22 protein-coding genes and 1 CRISPR repeat array are annotated in these 19,522 nt (G+C 47.2%); of the genes, 17 read left to right on the plus strand and 5 right to left on the minus strand.

Features of this window, described 5'->3' with window-relative positions:
* Nucleotides 1-229: direct repeats of the CRISPR family, unit length 31 nt; unit sequence GTTTTGGAGCAGTGACAATCTGACTGGTAAT.
* Between the two features lie 113 nt (nt 230-342).
* From G7Y37_RS03270 to G7Y37_RS03285, 4 genes are all read right to left on the minus strand, one after another.
* On the minus strand, nt 343-1,023 hold the full coding sequence (locus G7Y37_RS03270) for a hypothetical protein (RefSeq protein WP_165061745.1): 681 nt from the start codon (nt 1,021-1,023) through the stop codon (nt 343-345).
* Between the two features lie 13 nt (nt 1,024-1,036).
* On the minus strand, nt 1,037-1,477 hold the full coding sequence (locus G7Y37_RS03275; protein WP_165061748.1) for a hypothetical protein: 441 nt from the start codon (nt 1,475-1,477) through the stop codon (nt 1,037-1,039).
* 41 nt (nt 1,478-1,518) lie between these two features.
* Complete coding sequence (locus G7Y37_RS03280) at nt 1,519-1,986, minus strand: hypothetical protein (protein ID WP_165061751.1); 468 nt, start codon at nt 1,984-1,986, stop codon at nt 1,519-1,521.
* An 81-nt stretch (nt 1,987-2,067) separates the two neighbouring features.
* Nucleotides 2,068-2,253: a hypothetical protein gene (locus G7Y37_RS03285; protein WP_165061754.1), complete on the minus strand. Its 186-nt coding sequence runs from the start codon at nt 2,251-2,253 to the stop codon at nt 2,068-2,070.
* Nucleotides 2,254-2,324: 71 nt separating this feature from the next.
* Here G7Y37_RS03285 and G7Y37_RS03290 point away from each other — a divergent pair, with 71 nt between their 5' ends.
* Together G7Y37_RS03290 and G7Y37_RS09105 are read left to right on the plus strand one after the other, a co-directional pair.
* Entirely contained in the window at nt 2,325-2,933 is a 609-nt protein-coding gene (locus G7Y37_RS03290; RefSeq protein ID WP_165061774.1) for a helix-turn-helix domain-containing protein, read from the plus strand.
* Nucleotides 2,934-3,267: 334 nt separating this feature from the next.
* A complete protein-coding gene (locus G7Y37_RS09105; RefSeq protein ID WP_165251984.1) occupies nt 3,268-3,600 on the plus strand; it encodes a DUF1648 domain-containing protein in 333 nt (110 codons plus the stop codon).
* Here the strand turns inward: G7Y37_RS09105 and G7Y37_RS03300 are convergent, their stop codons facing one another.
* On the minus strand, nt 3,601-4,986 hold the full coding sequence (locus G7Y37_RS03300) for a PLP-dependent aminotransferase family protein (RefSeq protein ID WP_165061780.1): 1,386 nt from the start codon (nt 4,984-4,986) through the stop codon (nt 3,601-3,603).
* Between the two features lie 307 nt (nt 4,987-5,293).
* Between G7Y37_RS03300 and G7Y37_RS03305 the strand changes: the two genes are divergently transcribed.
* The 15 genes from G7Y37_RS03305 (at nt 5,294) to G7Y37_RS03375 (ending at nt 19,481) form a co-directional block, all read left to right on the plus strand.
* On the plus strand, nt 5,294-5,872 hold the full coding sequence (locus G7Y37_RS03305) for a 4Fe-4S dicluster domain-containing protein (protein ID WP_165061782.1): 579 nt from the start codon (nt 5,294-5,296) through the stop codon (nt 5,870-5,872).
* Between the two features lie 145 nt (nt 5,873-6,017).
* Entirely contained in the window at nt 6,018-8,564 is a 2,547-nt protein-coding gene (locus G7Y37_RS03310; RefSeq protein WP_165061785.1) for a molybdopterin-dependent oxidoreductase, read from the plus strand.
* Nucleotides 8,565-8,585: 21 nt separating this feature from the next.
* Nucleotides 8,586-8,906 (plus strand): hypothetical protein, encoded by a 321-nt coding sequence (locus tag G7Y37_RS03315; protein WP_165061788.1) that lies wholly within the window; start codon nt 8,586-8,588, stop codon nt 8,904-8,906.
* Between the two features lie 47 nt (nt 8,907-8,953).
* A complete protein-coding gene (locus G7Y37_RS03320; RefSeq protein ID WP_165061791.1) occupies nt 8,954-9,208 on the plus strand; it encodes a chaperone NapD in 255 nt (84 codons plus the stop codon).
* A gap of 22 nt (nt 9,209-9,230) precedes the next feature.
* Complete coding sequence (locus tag G7Y37_RS03325) at nt 9,231-10,211, plus strand: 4Fe-4S binding protein (protein ID WP_241155987.1); 981 nt, start codon at nt 9,231-9,233, stop codon at nt 10,209-10,211.
* 99 nt (nt 10,212-10,310) lie between these two features.
* The gene (locus tag G7Y37_RS03330; RefSeq protein WP_165061794.1) at nt 10,311-11,552 is read left to right on the plus strand and encodes an ammonia-forming cytochrome c nitrite reductase subunit c552; all 1,242 of its coding nucleotides are present in this window, start codon (nt 10,311-10,313) and stop codon (nt 11,550-11,552) included.
* Between the two features lie 42 nt (nt 11,553-11,594).
* Nucleotides 11,595-12,377 (plus strand): cytochrome c3 family protein, encoded by a 783-nt coding sequence (locus G7Y37_RS03335; RefSeq protein WP_241155988.1) that lies wholly within the window; start codon nt 11,595-11,597, stop codon nt 12,375-12,377.
* 228 nt (nt 12,378-12,605) lie between these two features.
* Nucleotides 12,606-13,277, plus strand: a complete 672-nt coding sequence (locus G7Y37_RS03340; RefSeq protein WP_241155989.1) for a cytochrome c maturation protein CcmE — start codon at nt 12,606-12,608, stop codon at nt 13,275-13,277.
* 8 nt (nt 13,278-13,285) lie between these two features.
* Nucleotides 13,286-15,493: a heme lyase CcmF/NrfE family subunit gene (locus G7Y37_RS03345; protein ID WP_165061810.1), complete on the plus strand. Its 2,208-nt coding sequence runs from the start codon at nt 13,286-13,288 to the stop codon at nt 15,491-15,493.
* A complete protein-coding gene (locus G7Y37_RS03350; protein WP_165061813.1) occupies nt 15,486-16,199 on the plus strand; it encodes an ABC transporter ATP-binding protein in 714 nt (237 codons plus the stop codon). The genes G7Y37_RS03345 and G7Y37_RS03350 overlap by 8 nt, the downstream gene beginning before the upstream one ends.
* Nucleotides 16,196-16,933 (plus strand): heme exporter protein CcmB, encoded by a 738-nt coding sequence (locus G7Y37_RS03355; protein ID WP_165061816.1) that lies wholly within the window; start codon nt 16,196-16,198, stop codon nt 16,931-16,933. Before G7Y37_RS03350 ends, G7Y37_RS03355 begins: the two co-directional genes overlap by 4 nt.
* A gap of 31 nt (nt 16,934-16,964) precedes the next feature.
* On the plus strand, nt 16,965-17,738 hold the full coding sequence (gene ccsA, locus G7Y37_RS03360) for a cytochrome c biogenesis protein CcsA (protein WP_165061836.1): 774 nt from the start codon (nt 16,965-16,967) through the stop codon (nt 17,736-17,738).
* 42 nt (nt 17,739-17,780) lie between these two features.
* On the plus strand, nt 17,781-17,963 hold the full coding sequence (locus G7Y37_RS03365; RefSeq protein ID WP_165061839.1) for a CcmD family protein: 183 nt from the start codon (nt 17,781-17,783) through the stop codon (nt 17,961-17,963).
* A 106-nt stretch (nt 17,964-18,069) separates the two neighbouring features.
* Nucleotides 18,070-18,804, plus strand: coding sequence for a B3/4 domain-containing protein (locus G7Y37_RS03370; RefSeq protein WP_165061842.1), 735 nt, complete (start codon nt 18,070-18,072; stop codon nt 18,802-18,804).
* A 29-nt stretch (nt 18,805-18,833) separates the two neighbouring features.
* On the plus strand, nt 18,834-19,481 hold the full coding sequence (locus G7Y37_RS03375) for a vancomycin high temperature exclusion protein (protein ID WP_165061845.1): 648 nt from the start codon (nt 18,834-18,836) through the stop codon (nt 19,479-19,481).
* The last annotated feature ends 41 nt before the right edge of the window (nt 19,482-19,522 follow it).

Consider the following 19,522-nt stretch of genomic DNA (forward strand, 5'->3'; position numbering starts at 1 on the left):
GTTTTGGAGCAGTGACAATCTGACTGGTAATCCAACTCTTTTTGAAACCAAAAATATCCGGGAGTAGTTTTGGAGCAGTGACAATCTGACTGGTAATTCAACTCTGTCGAGATTGAGGACGACGGAGATATCGTTTTGGAGCAGTGACAATCTGACTGGTAATTCAACATGATGCCGATAACTACCGTAAATACTGCGGTTTTGGAGCAGTGACAATCTGACTGGTAATCCAACTCGTTATAGGCATCATCGGTCTAGTGCTGGTGAGAAGGGAATGACGAACGGTGGAAAGAAGAGAAAAACCCCGCGTGACCTTGGACAGTTAGCGGGGTAGTTCTGTAATTACGCTGCCCGACCATGGCGGGGCATCGCGTTATGTGAAGGATTATAGCACGGTTGAGTTTCATAAGCCGTGGCTGTTGCGTTTTGGAGCAGTGACAATCTGACTGGTAATCCAACAAAATATTCGTTTGGAGTTAAACCTTCTTTATATGAATGCTCAACATCCATGCTCTCACCATTGTTCATTGGTGATTCCCCAATTTTATCAAACATTTGTGCAATTGAAGATCTGTTTCCACCTATTCCATAATCTGGAAGGTTGGCAAAATACATTTGTGTATTTATTACCTCTTGATCATAATCCTCATCTGAAAATGGCAAACCAAACATTGGAGCCGCTTTAAACCCAATTTCTGTAACTTGTTGCATTTGATCTGGGGTTAAACTATTTAAAACTTCATTTAAATTCTCTTCTGTTAATTTTATACCAACTATTGAATCCAGTTTAGAGGCTATTGAATCTATTTCATCTTGTGTTATCTCATGTGGTTCTTCATTCACATCTAATTCAACATTTTTTTGTTGTTTGGCGGTTCTGCTTAAAAATTCATCTGTTGTTTCGCCATCTTCAACTCGCTGGTGATCTACATGTGGGCAATTACCTTTGCCTCTTTTTTCTGGGGGTGCTGTGCACCATGTAACCTGTCCATCTTTGGTTACAGCCCAAGCACCTTCAGCCATGTATATCAACCTTTCATTGCGCCAACCCCGTGATCATCAAATCACATTCAATTGGATTGTAATCTTGTTTTGCTTCCAATTCATTTATTATATTGAAAACTTCGTTGAAGTATGGTTCTTTACCCATACCAAATGCTATAGCAAGCCTTTCATTTAAACTAGAGAAAGATCCACTTGCTTCCCATGAAAAGTTATTTGGTTCCCAATGAAAGTAGCCATTATTACACCAAAACCATGTTTCAGGTATATCCTTGCTTAAATCCGTATCAATGAGCATGATACTATATTTTAAGCCAAATTTTTTACAGATTTTAATGAGTAATTCTGGTGATAATTTGTTTATAACTCTCTGAGCTTGTTGATATACGACATTTTCGTAATCAGCAGAAAATTGAACCAATGCATCATAGAATTCTCTGTTAAATTGAATAATTTTACCATCAATTTGTTTCATTTTTAATCCTAAAAACGTAACAGCATCTATCATTTAACTATTTAAATATCAACTCCTTGGAATTGCAACTCATCTTCTCCAACCCAATCATGATATATTTCTTTCAAATTTCCATATGGTATGGAACATTTATAATGTATTTCGCTATTAGATGCTAATTCTTTAATCTCTTTTAAATGAAGAAAAACACCTTTAGCATCAATTATTAAGCCATTTTTAGTTAATATATAATGGTCTCTGTTAATAAAAACTAACAAATCATCATCAAGAGAAAGATAACATGGTATGTTGTATTTAACCATGAAATTAAAAATTTCATTTATATCACTAATAGAATCTCTAAGTATTACATTAATCAAAAGCTCCAATTTACCACGACATTGTGGAGCTTTATATTCTGGTGGATACATTAAAGTAATTTTATCAACAAACTTGTTATCCAACAATATTTTTTCAATACGTTTTAATTGATCGTCATCAAGTATAGTAGGTACTACCTTTATGTACATCTATTTCTCCTTTAGGTGCAACCCAAATTATTCTATTTCGATGTAGCTGTTTACTTTTATATAAAAAAGATAATATATTATTTATAAAAATTCTGACCAATCAACCGTTGGGATGCTCTCAACAGTGTTGTTTTTGTTCTTTTTATTATCCTTTTCTTCAATATTAACTTCAATTTCAATATTTTTCTTTGGATATTCCTCAGGCTCTTCTATATAAAAATCATTATATCCATTTGCATTTGTTTCTGCATTATTGACGTTAGCCATTTCTTTTTTATTTGATTTATAAACTGATGGACCAATAATACTTTAGACAAAGAAAGCTCATAGTATAGGCAATGGACGGAGTAAGAATATCAAGGCAAGCATCAAAGCATTTCAATGATGCCTTCAAACGTCAGATTGTAGAGCTTCATATGACAGGCAAATCTGTGATCGACATATGTAGAGAATACGACCTTAAAGATTCCACGGTTCACGGTTGGATAAAAAGATATAAGGATTGTGGAAGACCCTGTCACAAAGTGCTTGACACCCGGGCGTATAATCACCCTATGTCAAAACGAACGGGAAAAATAATCATCCAAGCAGGAGCGAACCCTTGGCCTCATGAACTCAAGTCGGCTGAGGCCTTATCTGCTGCTGGCTACGCCGTTGAGTTCATCAAGAAAAGTGAGATAGATTACGAACACACTGCGGATATGTTTCTCAACGGAGTGCTATGGGAGATGAAAGCACCGACGGCCTCGCAGCTGAAAGCAATCGAACGAAATATTCGTCGTGGTCTTGATCAATCGTTGAACATAGTTTTCGACTCTCGCCGAATGAAGGGTCTGCCAGACACAGCTATCGAACGCGAAGTCAGAGCATGTTCCGACGGTCGCATAAAAGGTCTTGCACATCTTATCTACATCAACCGTAAGGGTGTTGTCGTTGACATGAAATAGCGTTTGCGGTTATTATTTTTGGTACAAAAGCTCTTGCACGGTGAGTCATCACCTACCGCGAGGGCTTTCGTATTTTATCTGCCACCCAGCGGACGCGCATCTGCCATAAGCTACGGCGCTTGAGTCTAGCGAGTTGTCCGCCTACCCATGCCACGCGGCTTGCTGTGCGCAGAGCCGCTTCGCGTCACTCCAAGCCCGCTTCGCGTCTTTCGCGGGGCTATACCAAACACCAAACCAAGCCACCCGTATAATTGATTCCATGAACCACGCTAAAGAATTCGGAAGTGCCTTGCTTGCAAAACGCGTTTTCGTAGTCATATTTTGGATAGCTGTAGTGGCAATTCCAGTTATAAGCACGCTTGTTGCCATCTCTCAGTTTCCTCCCGGCATTGATATTCCAATGCATTGGAACGCTCATGGTCAAGTAGACAGATCTGGCTCACCTTGGGAAATGTTTCCTATCTCGTTCATCATGTCCGCTTGCAATATCCTGCTGGCTCTCAGCTATGCATTCAGCGATAAGCTTTACGATCTCGGCCTTGTGCACGGAATCAGCCGGAAAGCGACACGACCAATCCTTTGCGGAACGGCGGTATTCCTGCTTTTAGTGTGGCTTGGGATTCTGGTTTTCTGGATGCAGCAGATCAGTCAAACGACGTTAATGTAATCAAAACCAAGCGCGGGATAGCGCCTTAATACCGGGTTCAATATCTTCTTCTGGAATGGCGGAGAACCCTATAAGTATGCAACTGCGCATTGTTGAATGATCGAGCATGCAATACTTTTGCGTGTTATACACCCTTACATTCTCTTTCATTGCCAACTCTATCAGCTCTTCCGGCGTTCTGCCGTCCAGTACATCTATAAGCACGTGAAGTCCGGTGCCGTTCTCGCGCACCGCAATTCGCTGCCCCATACAGCGCCAAAGCGAATCAAGCAGCGTTTCGTATTTTCTCTTGTTTAGCGATTGTATGCGGCGAAGGTGCCTATCCCACTGCCCACTATGCATGAATCGCGCGAGAGTTTCCTGCATAAGCCACGGAACAGCAGAATAAGAGTTTCCGAATTCATCTTCCCATTTCTTTAACAACTCTAACGGCAGTACCAGATAATTCATGCGAAGTGTTGGTGAAAGCGTCTTTGAAAACGTACCCATATAAATAACGCGCCCTTGATGGTCTAGCGATGCAAACGGCGGAGCTGGTCTTTCGCGATATCGAAATTCACGACAGTAATCGTCCTCTAGGATATATGCATCATTTTCTAGCGCCCATTGCACCATCTTATTGCGCACATCAAGGGGCATGGCTTGACATGTAGGAAACTGACTAGAGGGAGTAACGTAAGCAAGTTTTGCACCACTTTGCATAACATCTGAAAGAAATGTTGTCGTGCCATTATCGACGCGGCATGGTTTCACTTCAAATCCACTACGTTGAAAAGCCTTACGCGTTCCGTCGTACCCGGGGTCTTCCATCAGCACCGTGTCGTGTTTGCGATCGAAAAGCGCCATCAGGTTCTGCACGCTGGGCTGAGTGCCGCCCTGTATTATCACTTGTTCGGGTATGCAATGGATATCGCGCGACGAATTAAGCCGAAACGCAATCTCGCGCCGCAAAGTTATTTCACCTAGTGGGTCTGTGTATTCATTTATTATTTGCTTTTCTATACTCATTAGCACATCATCTGTGAAGCTGCGCCAAGCTGAAGTGGGAAACGTGCCCTTTTGCAAATTGCCGTATGTGAAATCGTAGGCGTAGCATTTCTTTTCGGGGGTTTGATTGTCAGATGTATCCGATTTCGGAGTAGCGTGCAGTATAGAGGCATCTTGAACAATGTAACCTGAACCGCGCCGACTGATAGCATATCCTTCTTGAACCAGCATGCGATAAGCGCTTTCAACCGTATTGCGCGAACAATCTATTTGTGTAGCCAGTCCGCGAATCGAGGGTAATTTCTGCCCGGCAGAGATTGCATTATTTTCGATTACCTTGCGAAAATGGTCGAAAATTTGCATGTATAAAGGGGCTGTCGAATTTTCATCAAACTGCATCTAGTACCCTTTCGAGTTATCGGGAAGCGCTAGTTGAGCAATAGTAGCGCTGGTTGAGCGCCCACAGCGAAACTGTCATGGAAGACGGTCAATTGTCCTCCGGAAACTTTAATCGCTCTGTATGAAACTGTCCCCATAACTTACAAGAAAAGCATCCCTTTAGATTATAGCCAGTATTCCCTACCATCATAGTATGAAAATGGTCTAATTATGCGAACACGCATCCACTTGACCATAGCTAATTTAAGGAACGGGTGCAACGTTTGCCCGAGCCTTATTCAAAGGAGAGGAAAAGAGAGGGGAAGTTTTGAAGCTAGGTGGCGTAGCCGCCATATGTGCTGCTGGTATTGTTTCCGTAACGGCTGCTTTTAGTGCCGTGAATGCAGAAGCTAAGGCTTTGCATCCGCCGGGAGCATTGCCTGAAGGCGGGTTTAACTCTCTTTGTATCAAATGCGGAAAGTGTATTGAAGCTTGCCCGTACAAGGCTATTCATGCGGCATCGTTCGAATACGGATCCAGCGTCGGACAACCTGTCATTAATGCGCGTGAACAAGCGTGCCGTCTTTGCGAAGATTTCCCATGTATAGAGGCGTGTCCAACTGGAGCTCTTTCGCCTGTGGGAGGAAGGCAAGATGTACGCATGGGGCGCGCCGTAATAGACGAGCAGACATGTCTTTCTTTCAAGGGAATGCGCTGCGAGGTCTGCTATCGCGCATGTCCGCTAATCGACGTGGCAATTAGCATCGACTATGGTGCGCGCGAAGGCGATGACATACATGCGCTGTTCCGACCAGTCATTCAAGATGCTTGTGTCGGATGCGGGCTATGTGTTGAGCGGTGTGTTGTTAGTGACCCTGCGCCGGCAATAACAATAGATCCGAATTAGCCGACTAGTCTGCAAATCAGGTAAGGGTCGGCAGGGCAAAGAGCGAAGGGCAAGTGGCACTGAAAGGCGCAAATAGCATTATAAGAGGAACCATAAGCACTACCAATGAGGGAGAGCAAGAGGGAAGGCGATCAAGGGGGCAATAATGGAGATCTCACGCAGGGCATTCGTTAAAACGACAGCGGTTGCGCTAGCGAGTGCAGCGGCTGCGGGAACCATGTCGGCACTAGTGGGCTGTTCGGCACCGTCTGGAAGCGGAACAGGTCAAACGACAGTGGCTGACGCTACGCGTACCGTGGGCGTTTGCCGTTTCTGCGGCTGCGGTTGCGGCGTAATTGTAGAGTCAAAGGACGGAAAGATCGTTGCTGTTACGGGCGATCCCGACAATCAATCGAATAGGGGACTTAATTGCGTTAAAGGCTATTATCTAGCCAGCGTTTTATACGGCGAAGATCGTTTGACCGAGCCGCTAATTCGCGATGACAAGAGCACCAAGGGCACCGATGGGGGTCTTCGCAAGGCTACTTGGGATGAAGCTCTCGAACTGGTTTCCAGCAAACTAAAAGAAACGTGGAAAAAAGATAAGAGCCGTCTTGCGTTCTGGGGAAGTGGGCAGCAGCCCATTGTTGAGGGTTACTGTACTGCGAAATTCTGGAAGGCAGGTCTGCTTTCCAACAACATTGATCCTAACGCTCGTCTTTGTATGGCTAGTGCCGTTGTTGGTTTTATGAATATTTTCCAAACTGATGAGCCTGCTGGTTCTTATACCGACATCGACGAGACTGATACCTTTGTTACGTGGGGCGCAAATATGGCAGAGGCGCACCCCATGTTATATTCACGCTTAACTGCACGAAAGATTAACGGAACTGGCGTTAAGCACTACGATCTAACTACGCTGAAGACGCGCACTTCTGCTAGTGCCGATAAGGTGCTTATGTTTAAGCCGGGTTCCGATTTGGCAATTGCTAATGCCATTGCCAACTATCTTGTGCAAAACAACCTATACGATCAGGCTTTTGTAACCGATCATTTACAGTTCAAGCAGGGTACCGAGAATATCGGAAACGCTTTTGAAGATGGCTACGATGCAAGCGATGTTGGTAAATCGGTAGACGCTGTTCAAAGCATTAGCTTCGAAGAGTATGCTGCACGTCTTGCGCCTTACACGTTGGAATATGCCGAGCAAATTTCGGGTGTACCAGCTGCCGATATCAAAGAATTGGCAGAGGTATTTGCAGACAAGAGTCGCAAGGTGCTCTCGCTGTGGACTATGGGCGTGAATCAGCACAACCGCGGTACATGGATGAATCATTGTATCTACAACATTCACTTACTGACCGGGCGCTATGCGAAACCCGGTGACGGTGCATTTTCACTGACCGGTCAACCCACCGCTTGTGGTACAGCGCGTGAAGTTGGCACGTTTAGCCACCGCCTTCCAGCCGACCTGCTGGTAGCGCAAGAGCCGCATCGTCGCTACACAGAGGCTATCTGGAATCTTCCCGAGGGATATTTGGATGCCATCCAGAAGCCCGGCATGCATACTGTGAAAATCTTCCGCGAAATGTCGAAGGGCAACATTGACTTTTTGTGGACGGCGCACAACAACTGGGCTGTTTCAATGCCAAACTTAACGCGCTTCCTTGGTAGGGGCGACAAAAAGGGCATCAACGATACTTTCATTGTGGTAAGTGAGGTTTATCCGACGCTTTCAACGCAGTATGCCGATGTTGTACTTCCGGCTGCCATGTGGGTCGAGCGCGAGGGGCAGTTCGGAAATGCAGAGCGTCGTACTGCGGTGTTTGAGAAGGCGGTCGATCCGCCGGGTAATGCCAAGTGGGATCTCTGGATGCTTATGGAAATTGCTGCGCGTACGCTTGATGGCGAAAAAATTGGCAGCAAGGGCGCTTTCGAGGCGCTGTTCGGCGATTGGTACGATACCGAGACGCACGATTTCAAGGGTGACCAGCGCGAAGTGTCTCGTAACATTTGGGAGGAATATCGCACATTCTCAAATCCCGATCTAAACGAAAAAGCTGCACTTATCAATAAGGAAGCCAAGCTGAAAATGGAGAACAAGCAGCTTGCGCCCTATGATGCCTACATCAACGACCATGGCTTAACGTGGCCCGTTCGTGAAGTGGACGGCAAGTGGCTTGCCACAAAGTGGCGTTTCTGCGATGGCAAGCAAGAGGACGGCTTCGATGAAATAGGCATCCAACAGTATGGCAAGCAAGACTTAGCGGGCGGTGTCAGCTTCTACAAGAGTGGAAACGCTCGTCCGTCTGTAGTGTTCCGTCCCTACGAGCCGCCGGCTGAAATGCCTAGCGCTGAATACCCGTTTGTCTTCTGCACCGGTCGCTTGCTTGAGCATTGGCATACGGGCTCAATGTCGCGCCGCATAGCCGAACTTGATCGTGCACTTCCCGAAGCGTTGCTCGACATGAATCCTGAGGATTGCGCCGAGCTGGGCTTAAAGGATGGCGACATGGTTCGTTTAAGTTCGCGCTATGGCGAGTGTGAGATAAAGGTATCGACGGCAGGGCGTACAAGTCCGCCACGCGGTCTTGTGTTCGCGCCGTTCTTTGCAGAAGAAGCTCTTATCAATTTGGTGGTGCAGGATGTTTACTGCCCGCTTTCAAAAGAGCCAGATTATAAGAAGACATGCGTTGCTATCGAGAAGCTGTAGAGCCGATAAGGGGTAAGGGAAATGAAGAAGAAAACTATTATCGCGGCGCTTCTGGCAGCAGTTATGTCGGTAAGTGTCGTAGCGGGATGCTCTAGTGGCACACAAAGCGCTGCTAGCGTATTAGATGGTCAGCCAGCACCTATGCCTGCGAATCATAACGGGCGCTACACAGATCTTGGACCTGATGGCTGCTATGGCTGTCATGGCGCAAACGAGAAGGCGAATCCGCAGCTTGTTGGCGCTGTCATAGTTCCTGAAGACCACTATTCTCGGGGAATGTACGCAACTATGAAAATTGATGCCGGCTACAACCAATGCATCACATGTCACCCGCAAGGCTAGCAGTTTCAGCGAACAAGATACAACGATATGTGAAATGAGGGGCTGACATGGTGATCTCATCGCTTGTGATTGAGACTGAACCTAAGAAGACGCGTAGTGTGGAACATGCACTTTCCGCCATGAATGGCGTGGAGGTGCATGAAACACAAGGCGAAAAGCTGATAGTTACGATCGAGGCTGACAGTTCTAACGCATCGCATGAAATCGCAAGTTCATTCATTGGGGTTGATGGTGTAACTGGCATCAGCTTGGTGTACTTGAATTGCGAAGACGAAGCATTGGGTGCGCAGGAAAGCGTCTAGTGCGCGAAGGAGTAGGCTAAGAGTGGCAGAGCAAGAACAATCAAAGGTCGGCAAAAAGGCGAAAGCTAAGTGGACTATCGCACGTAGATGCGTGCAAGTTGCTATGCTTGTCGTATTTTGTCTACCGTTACTCATAGCTGGGTGGAGCCTTTTTGGTGGTTCCATAGGTGAAGATGTTGCGGTTTCAACCCCTGCTCAAGGCATCTTTTTTGGAAGTCTTGCCGCATCGGAGGTTGCTGGCATATCTATACTTGACCCATTTGCTACCTTGCAAGCAGCATTGGCTGCAAAAACGTTTTCATTGGGTATGCTGTTAGGTATTCTGCCTGTGCTAATCGTTTATGGCGTAGTGCGTGGTCGCGCATTTTGCGGCTGGGTGTGTCCTGTAAATCTTCTTTGCGAAGGCGTTGACTGGCTTCGCAACAAACTTGGCATCAGCGTTTCTGAGCGTGTAATTCCGCGGCAAGCGAAGATATATGTTGCTTTGGGCATTTTGGTGCTTTCTGCCATATTTGCGTTCCCTGTGTTTGAAGCATTCTCGCCCATTGCGGCAATCAACAGAGGGCTTCTATTCGGCTCACTTGCCGGAAGCTTTACGCTGATAGCCATCGTTATAGCTGAACTTTTCTGGGCTAAGCGTGTGTGGTGTCGTGCTATATGCCCTGTTGGAGGTCTTTATCAAGTTATCGGCAAAGTGGGGCTTGTAAACGTGCGTATCGATCATGAGAAGTGCATCGATTGCGACGTTTGCAAGAAGGCATGCCTCGCCGATCCCGTAATACTTAATCCGGCACTTGAAGGTGTAGATGTTATCGTGCGCGCGGGCGACTGTATGGCATGCGGTGCATGTGTGGATGCATGCCCTACAGGGGCGCTGCGTATGGGTGTTGGGCGTGCGCGTAAACCGCAAAGCAATCAGAAGGCTAAGCCTGAAGACAAGGCTTCTGATTTTGCGAACAAAGAGGTTATTGTCGAGACGATCGACGCTGCTTCCGTAGAGTGATGTTCTGCGTAGCAGCGTCGGTATGTCTTGATGACAATAGCAAGGAAGGGCTGCGGTTTTCCGCAGTCAGAAAAAGTGGATGAAAGGAGAGGAGGAAGCATGAGAAAGAGGAAGAAGGCAGGTTTGGCGATTGCATCTATTAGTGCGATCGCATTGGTGGTCGGACTTGCGGCATGTGCGCCGCAGGCTAACACGACTGGCTCCTTCGAATCCGAGAACATGCCAGCCGAAGATCAATTCGGTGTCGTTGAAGCGGCGGAATGGGCAGGGCTCTACCCCGATCAATACGACACGTACATGAAGAATCTCGAGAATTCGCCGCAGTCTGGGAAGCATAACTACCTAGAGCTGTATCCGGCGCTCAATACCATGTACAAAGGCTACGCATTTGCGCTCGGCTACGATGAGGCATCGTCGCATCTCTACACGTTAGAGAGCGTCAAGAACACGCCGCGTACCGTCAAAAAAGAGCAGCTTGCGAACTGCATTACGTGTAAGACACCGCAGTTCACAGCTCTTGTGAATGCTGATGGCGACGAGGTTTATAAGCAGAAGTTCAACGATTTGATTGGCGATTTTACCGAGCCGGTTAGTTGCTACAATTGTCACACAAACGATCCGAAGTCGCTCAGTCTGCCAAATAAGTACTGGACTAACAGTATTGGTAAAGACATCGACAGGATTCAGATGAGCGCGCAGGTTTGCGGTCAGTGCCACAACGAGTACTACTTCAATCCCGAGACGAAGGCAACGACAAACCCATACAGTGGGCTTGCGGGCATGACTCCCGACGCTATTCTGAAGTACTACGACGATATGGGCTTTACGGATTGGACACATCCCGAGACAGAAGCCAAGATGATCAAGGTGCAGCACCCCGAGTTCGAGACGAACTACGGTGGAAAAATGTCACCGATGGCAAAGCAGGGTTATGCGTGTGCCGATTGCCATATGGGCACATCGGTAGACGACACGGGAGCTACGTTCACGAACCACAATTGGACGAATCCTACCCAGAACCCCGAGCTAATAGAGTCCAACTGCTCGACATGCCATGATGACATTACTGCTAAGGTTAGTGCCATTCAAGCGCAGGAAGAAGAGCGCGTGACGGCAATCAGCGAGAAGATTGCGAAATACGTTGGCGAGCTGGCGGCAAAGAAGGGTTCGCTTGACGCTGCCACCCTTGAGCGTGCACAGTACATTCAACGTGCGGCACAGTTCTACTGGGATTTTGTGATGGTTGAAAACAGCGAAGGCGCACATAACTCCGAGCTAACATGGAGCACACTTGACAAGTCCGAGGCGCTCGTAGATGAGGGCCTCGCGCTCCTTGCGTAAGCGAAGCCGAAACGGACATCGATTACAGAAAGGAGGTAGCACATGAGCGAGGATAACAAGAAGGTGAACGAAGGCGTAAACGAGACATCGGAAGAGGCTGTGGCTAACACCGTTGTTGTAAATGAAGGTGCAGATGCTTCACCAGAGAACAAGACTGAAGCTGCTCCTGCAGCACCGAATTCTAAGGCTGCAAAGCGTCGCAAGCGCGGTATCACGATAGGTGTTATCTGTGCGATAGTTATAGTTGCTGGTGCAGGCTTTTGGGTGTGGCACGAGCAACCTAGCTTCTGCAATGCTATATGTCACTCGCCGATGGACCCGGCGCTTGAAACCTACGAGGGCAAAAGTGGCGAATCTGGCGTTGACAAATGGGGCAACTCAGTTGAGGACATGGGCACCCTTATGGTAGTTCAACATAAGGAAAGTGCTGACATGGTGTGCCTTGATTGCCATGTACCTACCATCGATCAGCAGATGGGTGAGGTGGTGCATTGGGTTGGTGGCACATACGACTACCCGCTTAACGAGTGCTCTTTGACCGACCTTAACGCATACAGGAAACTGCCGAATGCGGATGAGTTCTGTCTGAATGAAGGCTGCCACAACATGACGCGTGACGATTTAGCGCGCGCCACCGGCGGTCAGAAGTATAATCCGCATGTTACTATCGCGGATCACAGACAGCTTGAGTGCAGCGATTGTCACAAGGCTCATCGCCAGTCGGTAATGGCTTGCACGCGTTGTCACGATGAGGCGAAAGTTCCAGAAGGCTGGCTGTCGGCGGAGCAGTCCGCAGAGATTACCAGCGCGAACTTCAACTCTTAGTACGGAAGCTATTTTTAGCTTATTTGAAAAGGCGGCATCATTTTGGATGTCGCCTTTTTAGTGGTATGTCGGGCTTGGCAAAATTGTCATGCAAATTTCGATACAACTGTCGCTTTCCAATAGTCTTCGGGCTGGGTTAGTCTATCATGAAGGAAAAACATCCTTTCACGGGCATTTTTATGCAAGATTTGTATCGAATGAAGCCAATTCATCTATTTGAAAGTGGGCGTGATTCTGATTAACGCGAAGATGAAAAAACGTCTGATTGCTGTATCTGGCGTAGTTGTGATAGCCATTGTGTTGGCATTGGCATTTGTGGGTTCTGGTACTGCTGCAAAGACTATGTCAGTAGCCGAAGCTGCAGAGAATCCGCAGGCTGGTCAAAAGGTTCAAGTTTCGGGCAATGTTGTACCGAACTCTTACGACACTTCGAAAAACGTTCTAACATTCAAGATATACGATCCAAATGGTTCACCCGAACAGCAGTTATCCGTGCGTTATGAAGGTGCGGCTGCATCTACGTTCGGAAACGACGTGACTGCCATATGCACGGGGCGCATCGGCGATGACGGAACCCTGATGTGTACCGAGCTTGTGACGAAATGCCCATCCAAGTATGAAAATGCCGACAGTGCACTTACGGTAGAGCGCCTTTTAGAATACGGCAATGAGGTTACTGGTAAAGTTGTTAAGGTTGCTGGAGAAATCGAGCCAGATACGATGAAGGCTGCGGGGCAATCAGAACGTTTCTACATTAAAGGCAACGGAGACGCTCGCATTGCTGTGGTATTTGATGGACCGCTGTCTGATGAAATTGTCAGTGGTGCACGTGTCGTTTTAACAGGATCGGTTGACGAGTCTGGTAAATTCCAAGCGACTGATGTCGCATTAGAAGGTTAGGCGCTTTTATGTCTATAGTCGGTCTGCTCGGTATACTTGTAGCTTTCGCTGCTTGCGTGGTTTCCTTGCTGTGCTTGGGAATAGCGCATGTTCAACATTTACGCATAGGCAAAGCATCAGCTGGTTCAGCTGAAGCTGCGCGTGCGCGTTCCGCATCCGACACGCTGGCATTTGGAGGTCGCTTGGCAGCTATAGTGGCTGCTTGCGCACTCACTTTGTGCTGCGCCGTGCTTGTATGGTGCTTTTTCTCAGGCGATGTAACGCTTGATTACGTTGTTCGCAACCGTTCTGACGCTACAGGTGAGTTGGCTTGGCTTTTCAAGCTGGCTGGTCTTTGGGCTGGTCGTGCAGGTAGTTTGCTATTCTGGGCATGGCTTATCTCGGTGTTTGGTGTCATATTAGTATTTGCTACTCGCAAAAATATCCGCCCTCTCGACAACGGAGCACTTGCTATTGCGCAACTAGTGCTTGTGGCATTTGTAGGAGTGCTGCTGTTCTCGCCCGACAACATGCCGTTTGCGCTTCTCGACCCAGCATACTTCGACGAAAATGGTCAGCTTAAAGCTCAGGCATCTGTATTAGGTATGAATACGCTGCTTGAACATTGGGCTATGGCTATTCATCCGCCTACGCTATTTATCGGATATGCCGGTCTGACCATTCCATTTGCATACGCCATTTCTGCGCTTATAGTAAACGACGATTCCGATGCGTGGGTTTGCGCCTCTACGCCTTATCTCATGTTTTCGTGGCTACTGCTAGGAGCCGGAATAGGGCTTGGTGCGGTGTGGGCCTATGTTGTGCTCGGCTGGGGCGGCTATTGGGGCTGGGACCCGGTTGAGAACGCTAGTCTTCTGCCTTGGCTTGTCGGTGTGGCTTTAATCCATTCATTTACGGTTTATCGCCAGCGCGGTGCATTCAAGCGCTGGTCGGTTATGTGCGCTTGTATCACTTTTTCGTTTGTGGTGTTGGGAACGTTTATAACAAGAAGTGGCATCGTGCAATCAGTACATGCTTTTGAAGGCGATTCTGTATCGCTTGTGTTGTTTGCGGTGCTTATCGTGGCATCATTGGCTGCAGGCGCAGTTGGGCTTATTGTGCGGCACAAGAGTTTCGGTGTTTCGACAACTAATAAGTCTGACACTCTTAAAGCTGCCTCTGTCTCTGCTCCGATTAAGGAAGAGAAGGAAGATGATATAGAGTCGCTAGTCTCTCGCGATGCGGCATATTACGTAAACAATCTCGTTATGGTTGCATTCGCCGTTCTACTAGCCTACATGACAGTTTCATCTGCCCTTCCAGCATTTTTGCCATTTGGAGGTCAATCTTTATCGGCAGGAACATACAACGCTATTGCGCGTCCGCTTGGAGTACTCTACTGCGCGCTAATTGCTGTATGCCCTCTGCTCGGATGGAGGCGTACACAAGGCAAGGCATTCTTTAAGAATGCGCTTATTCCGGGTGTATGTGCGTTGGTTGTGTTCGCAGTTCTTATGGCATATTTCTGCACCTATTTACTCCCAAGCTACGAGGCTATATTGGCTGGTGGAGGAAGTGCTGCAGAAGGACTGCTTGAGCAAGGAGCGCCCGCATACTATAACGCTATAGCGGTAGTGGGGTTCTTAGTAGCCAGTTTGCTGTTCTTCAATTCGGTATTTATGCTTGTAAAAGCGCTTCGCAAAGGTAGTGCGCTGCGCCCTAGGCTTTCGCGCATTGGCGGAGCAATTGCACATGCAGCTATGGGTATTATTCTTGTCGGACTTATAGGCTCGTCCATGTACGTGACTGAGACTAATCAATATCTTCAGTACGATGCCGATACCAAATCTGCCGAAACGCTTAAAATACAGGATTTTGAACTTGTCTACACTGGTGAAGATGTTTTCGAATCTGACAATGGCGACGATGTTGACTATGTGGTACATTTTGATGTCTATAGAGGCGGACAATATGTTGGAAGTGTGTCACCTGCTGTGCAAATGGTGAAGTCAACGCAGCAACAGAAGCTTGAGGCTAGTGTTATAGGATTTCCTCTGGAAGACCTATTCGTGGTCTATCGCGGCATGAGTGCCGATGGCGAGTATGCGATGGATGTGCGAGTAAATCCGTTAATCAGCTTCGTGTGGGTTGGTTTTGGTCTTCTTATGTTGGGAAGTTTGCTGGCTCTTTTCGCTAGGCGCACACGTCGGGCAGAAGTGGATACAGCGCATGCCTGATGCTATCCGTGTAGAGGGCGTTTGTAAGACCTTCGGAACACGAAAGGCTGTCGATGATGTCAGCTTCGTGCTTCCCGAAGGTGCATTTCTTACTATTTTTGGACCGAACGGTGCGGGCAAAACCACTTTGCTATCTATGCTTTCCACTCTTTCGCGACCAAGTAAGGGCACAATTTATATATGCGGAATTGATGCGAAGGAGGAATCCGAATCTGTTCGCGCATCTATTGGTGTGGTTTCACATAGCTCTATGCTCTATCCCGATCTTACGGCAGAGGAAAACCTTGTGCTGTATGGTCGTCTTTATGGTGTGCCCGATGTGAAAAATCGCGCGGTCAACTTATTAGACGCGGTTGGGCTCAAACATAGAAGGCTAGATCAGGTGCGCACGTTTTCGCGCGGAATGATTCAGCGTGTATCTATTGCCCGTGCGCTAATGAACGACCCTAAGGTTGTGTTGTTTGACGAGCCTTATTCTGGGCTAGACCCGCACGCTACTCAGGTGTTTGACAACTTGATATCAGATGTTCGCAAAGACCGCACGTTTGTCATGGTTAGCCACGACCTAAAGAAGGGAATGCAGCTTGCCGATCATGTGCTCTTGATGGCGCGCGGGCGTGCAGTATGTTTTGGTCGTAAAGATAAGTTAGAGCCAGATGAACTTAACCATCTGTATGAGCAGACGATCGGGGGCGGTGTTGCATGAGCCGCACGACCGATACACCATCGAAGGTTGAACGTAAGCATCCGTCTTCTTTTTCGCAGTACAAGGTGCTGCTTACTAAGGATTTGCTTCGCGAGGTTCGCACGAAAGAAATGCTTGTGTCGATGGGTGTCTATGCTCTGCTCGTAATTGTTGTATTTGGCGTGGCGCTCGGATTCGCTGCCCCGGGAACCGATTTTCTGGAAGTCTCAGGCGGTCTTTTGTGGGTAATGGTAGTGTTCACTTCGCTGCTTGGTTTGAATCGTTCGTTTTCGGTCGAGAAAGAGTGTGGGTGTTTAGAAGGTCTGCTGCTTGCGCCGATGGATCGAGGTGTAATCTTTCTAGCAAAGGCTACTTCTAACCTAATCTTTTTGCTTATTGTTGAAGTTATTGCGGTGCCGCTTTTCTGGCTATTCTTCTCATCTGTTGCCTTGCCAGCAGAAACCGCGCCGCTAATCGCGCTTCCGCTGCTTGTGGGTTCGGTAGGTATTGCAGGCGTAGGAACGCTTTTGTCAACTATTACTACTAATGTTAAAGGCAAAGATGTAATGCTGGCGCTATTGTTTATCCCTGTAGTATTTCCGCTGCTGTATGCTTGTGTGGCTGCTACTGTGGCAGTTCTTGTTGGGGGCGACGTTATGGCTGAATCGTTTGCCACACCGCTTGCGCTGGCAGCATTATACGATGTGGTAATGATACTTATAAGTTGGTTCCTTTACGATTTCGTCGTGTCATAATCGGGCTGTTGTTGCTCGGGAGGGGTGGACTATGGCAGATTCGAAAAAGCGGACAGCACGCAAACTGCCTGAAGCTGGGCAGTGGCCAGATGCGCTTTCACCATGGGTGATTGTGGCTGGCATTATATTAACTACACTCGGGTTTCTTATGGCATTTTTCGTGGTGCCGCCCGTCAGTGGAGCTACAGTGAACGGAGCTGAACTTGTTGGTGACACGGTAGTTTCTAACAAGCTGCTCATGTCGCAGAAGATTTTCTATTTCCATATGCCGGTGGCTATAACGTCGTTTGCGGCACTTGCATTTGCAGCTTATTACTGCGTAAGGTTTCTTATTACGCGCGAACTCCGATTTGACACTTGTGCGCGCATTGCGATGGAAGTAGCGCTGCTATTTACTGTAATGACCATGATTACAGGCGAGATGTGGACGCGTTTCGAATGGGGAGTATGGTGGACATGGGATCCGCGCCTTACCACTTATCTTATCTTGATGTTAATTGTGATTGCCTACATTGTGCTTCGAAATATGGTCGATGATCCTATTAGGCGTGCCGCTTTCGCATCGGTTGTGGGTGTGATTGCATTTATAGACGTGCCAATTTGCTTTATGGTTACTCGTCTTATTCCGTCATCGGTGCATCCGGTGGTCACGCGCGCAGGTGGTATGACACCCGAGATGGGGCTTTGTATAGCACTTGTTGGAGTTGGCATGATGTGTGTGGCATTCGCTTTGTACAGGGCGCGCTTTCGGCAGGTGAGATTCGCGGAACGAGTGGATGCGCTGAAGGAAAGACTTGATGATTAGCTTGTATAAGTGGCAGCCTTTTGTTGAGAAAGGGAATACAAAATGAACCCCGTTTTGGAAGAAATATATAGCACGATAATTCCGTCCGCACCGTATCTGATTGCAGCTTATGCGCTGCTATGGGTTGCGCTGCTCGTCTACATTCTGATAATTGTGCGCGGTCAGAAGCGCGCCGAGAAACAGCTCGAACTCATTGAAGAAGATGTTAAGGGTCGGACGCTTTGAAATACTTTGTTTGTGTCGGATGTTAGGATTCGCCCTCTGATATGGGTTTTGTTGTTAAAATTCGTACAGCAATAACAGTGTTTAGCAACAAAAGAACGGAGCGATTATGAAGCAATTTATAGCAGAGGATTCATTCTGGGAACTTTTCCCCGATGCTCAAATTGGTATAGTCGTTGCGCATGGCATGAAGGCAGATAATAAGCTAACGGAAGATAAGAAAAAGGAATTGAGTAAGCTTCTTGCAGAGGCGAATCATAAAGCTGATCAGCATTTAGAATCCAATACGATCTCGCAGAATAAGGTGGTATCTGTTTGGCGAGATGCTTTTCAGAAGTTCAAAACCAAGAAAGGCGCTAGATGCTCAATTGAGAATCTTCTCAAGCGAGTATTAAAAGGCAATCCTGTTCAAAGTATCAACCCTGTTGTTGATGTATACAATACTGTATCTTTAACTTATGCCCTGCCAGTTGGCGGTGAAGATATCGATTCAATTGAGGGAAACCTCCGGTTGCGCATAACTGAAGGAGGCGATGCCTTCAAGCCTTTAGGGGAAGATGAAGATGCTCCAACTTTGGAAGGCGAGCTTTGCTATATGGACGATGCTGGCGCGGTTTGCCGTTGTTGGAACTGGCGGGATGGAGTACGCACCGCGCTTTCCGATGATTCCCAAAAAGCATTTCTAATCATAGAATCGGTAGATCCTTCTCGTGCAGCCGATCTTAGTGCCGCATTAGAACAGCTTGCAGATATGGTGAAAGAGTATTTAGATGCTGACATTTTCGCGAAAGAAATTATTACATCTAAGAACAGGAGCATGATAATAGACGATATGTCATCCTGATGAGTCATACATGCTGATATGCTGGGCAGATGAAAAAGGTTATAAGAAATATACTTATATCTGTGCTAGTAATTTGCGTTGTAGTTTTTGCTATCTTTTTCGTAATAAGTCAATACGTAGTGAATTCTACTCGCGACAATGTGCACACCATTGCTCAGATAGAAGAATCGGGAGAACATGTAGACGCCATTTTGGTGTTAGGTGCTAGCGTATATGTTGATGGCACTCCGTCTGATATTCTCGCAGATCGTCTAGAAGTGGCATGCGATCTTTATTTTGCTGATGTTGCTCCTGCAATAATCGTATCGGGAGACAACACAGATTCCCACTATAACGAATCGGATGCCATGAAAGATTACTGCGTGGAATTAGGAGTGCCTGCTGGCAACATTTATGTGGATCATGCGGGTTATGACACGTATGCTTCTGTCTGGCGCGCTAAGTATGTTTATGGGGCACAAAGCGTGGTTATAGTAACGCAGGCATATCATCTTTACAGAGCGCTTTCTATAGCTGAGGGGCTTGATATGCGGGCACTGGGAGTTGCGGCAGATAAGGGCGAATACAACAATCAAACAATGTACAGCATGCGCGAAAACGTGGCGCGTGTGAAAGATTTTTTCCAAACGCTTTTTCATGTTGAACCGGCGGATGTAGTTCAGCCTATAAAGCGCTAATGCAGCAATTTCGGCAATTTCGCCGTTTGGACGTTTGAACA

Source organism: Adlercreutzia sp. ZJ154, from assembly GCF_011039055.1.
GTDB lineage: Bacteria > Actinomycetota > Coriobacteriia > Coriobacteriales > Eggerthellaceae > Adlercreutzia_A.

Bases quoted from the DNA above. Each gene is read 5' to 3' on its own strand.
- G7Y37_RS03270 (WP_165061745.1), bottom strand. From the start codon at position 1,023: ATGGCTGAAGGTGCTTGGGCTGTAACCAAAGATGGACAGGTTACATGG.
- G7Y37_RS03275 (WP_165061748.1), bottom strand. From the start codon at position 1,477: ATGAAACAAATTGATGGTAAAATTATTCAATTTAACAGAGAATTCTAT.
- G7Y37_RS03280 (WP_165061751.1), bottom strand. From the start codon at position 1,986: ATGTACATAAAGGTAGTACCTACTATACTTGATGACGATCAATTAAAA.
- G7Y37_RS03285 (WP_165061754.1), bottom strand. From the start codon at position 2,253: ATGGCTAACGTCAATAATGCAGAAACAAATGCAAATGGATATAATGAT.
- G7Y37_RS03290 (WP_165061774.1), top strand. From the start codon at position 2,325: ATGGACGGAGTAAGAATATCAAGGCAAGCATCAAAGCATTTCAATGAT.
- G7Y37_RS03300 (WP_165061780.1), bottom strand. From the start codon at position 4,986: ATGCAGTTTGATGAAAATTCGACAGCCCCTTTATACATGCAAATTTTC.
- G7Y37_RS03310 (WP_165061785.1), top strand. From the start codon at position 6,018: ATGGAGATCTCACGCAGGGCATTCGTTAAAACGACAGCGGTTGCGCTA.
- G7Y37_RS03315 (WP_165061788.1), top strand. From the start codon at position 8,586: ATGAAGAAGAAAACTATTATCGCGGCGCTTCTGGCAGCAGTTATGTCG.
- G7Y37_RS03320 (WP_165061791.1), top strand. From the start codon at position 8,954: ATGGTGATCTCATCGCTTGTGATTGAGACTGAACCTAAGAAGACGCGT.
- G7Y37_RS03330 (WP_165061794.1), top strand. From the start codon at position 10,311: ATGAGAAAGAGGAAGAAGGCAGGTTTGGCGATTGCATCTATTAGTGCG.
- G7Y37_RS03335 (WP_241155988.1), top strand. From the start codon at position 11,595: ATGAGCGAGGATAACAAGAAGGTGAACGAAGGCGTAAACGAGACATCG.
- G7Y37_RS03345 (WP_165061810.1), top strand. From the start codon at position 13,286: ATGTCTATAGTCGGTCTGCTCGGTATACTTGTAGCTTTCGCTGCTTGC.
- G7Y37_RS03350 (WP_165061813.1), top strand. From the start codon at position 15,486: ATGCCTGATGCTATCCGTGTAGAGGGCGTTTGTAAGACCTTCGGAACA.
- G7Y37_RS03355 (WP_165061816.1), top strand. From the start codon at position 16,196: ATGAGCCGCACGACCGATACACCATCGAAGGTTGAACGTAAGCATCCG.
- ccsA (WP_165061836.1), top strand. From the start codon at position 16,965: ATGGCAGATTCGAAAAAGCGGACAGCACGCAAACTGCCTGAAGCTGGG.
- G7Y37_RS03365 (WP_165061839.1), top strand. From the start codon at position 17,781: ATGAACCCCGTTTTGGAAGAAATATATAGCACGATAATTCCGTCCGCA.
- G7Y37_RS03370 (WP_165061842.1), top strand. From the start codon at position 18,070: ATGAAGCAATTTATAGCAGAGGATTCATTCTGGGAACTTTTCCCCGAT.
- G7Y37_RS03375 (WP_165061845.1), top strand. From the start codon at position 18,834: ATGAAAAAGGTTATAAGAAATATACTTATATCTGTGCTAGTAATTTGC.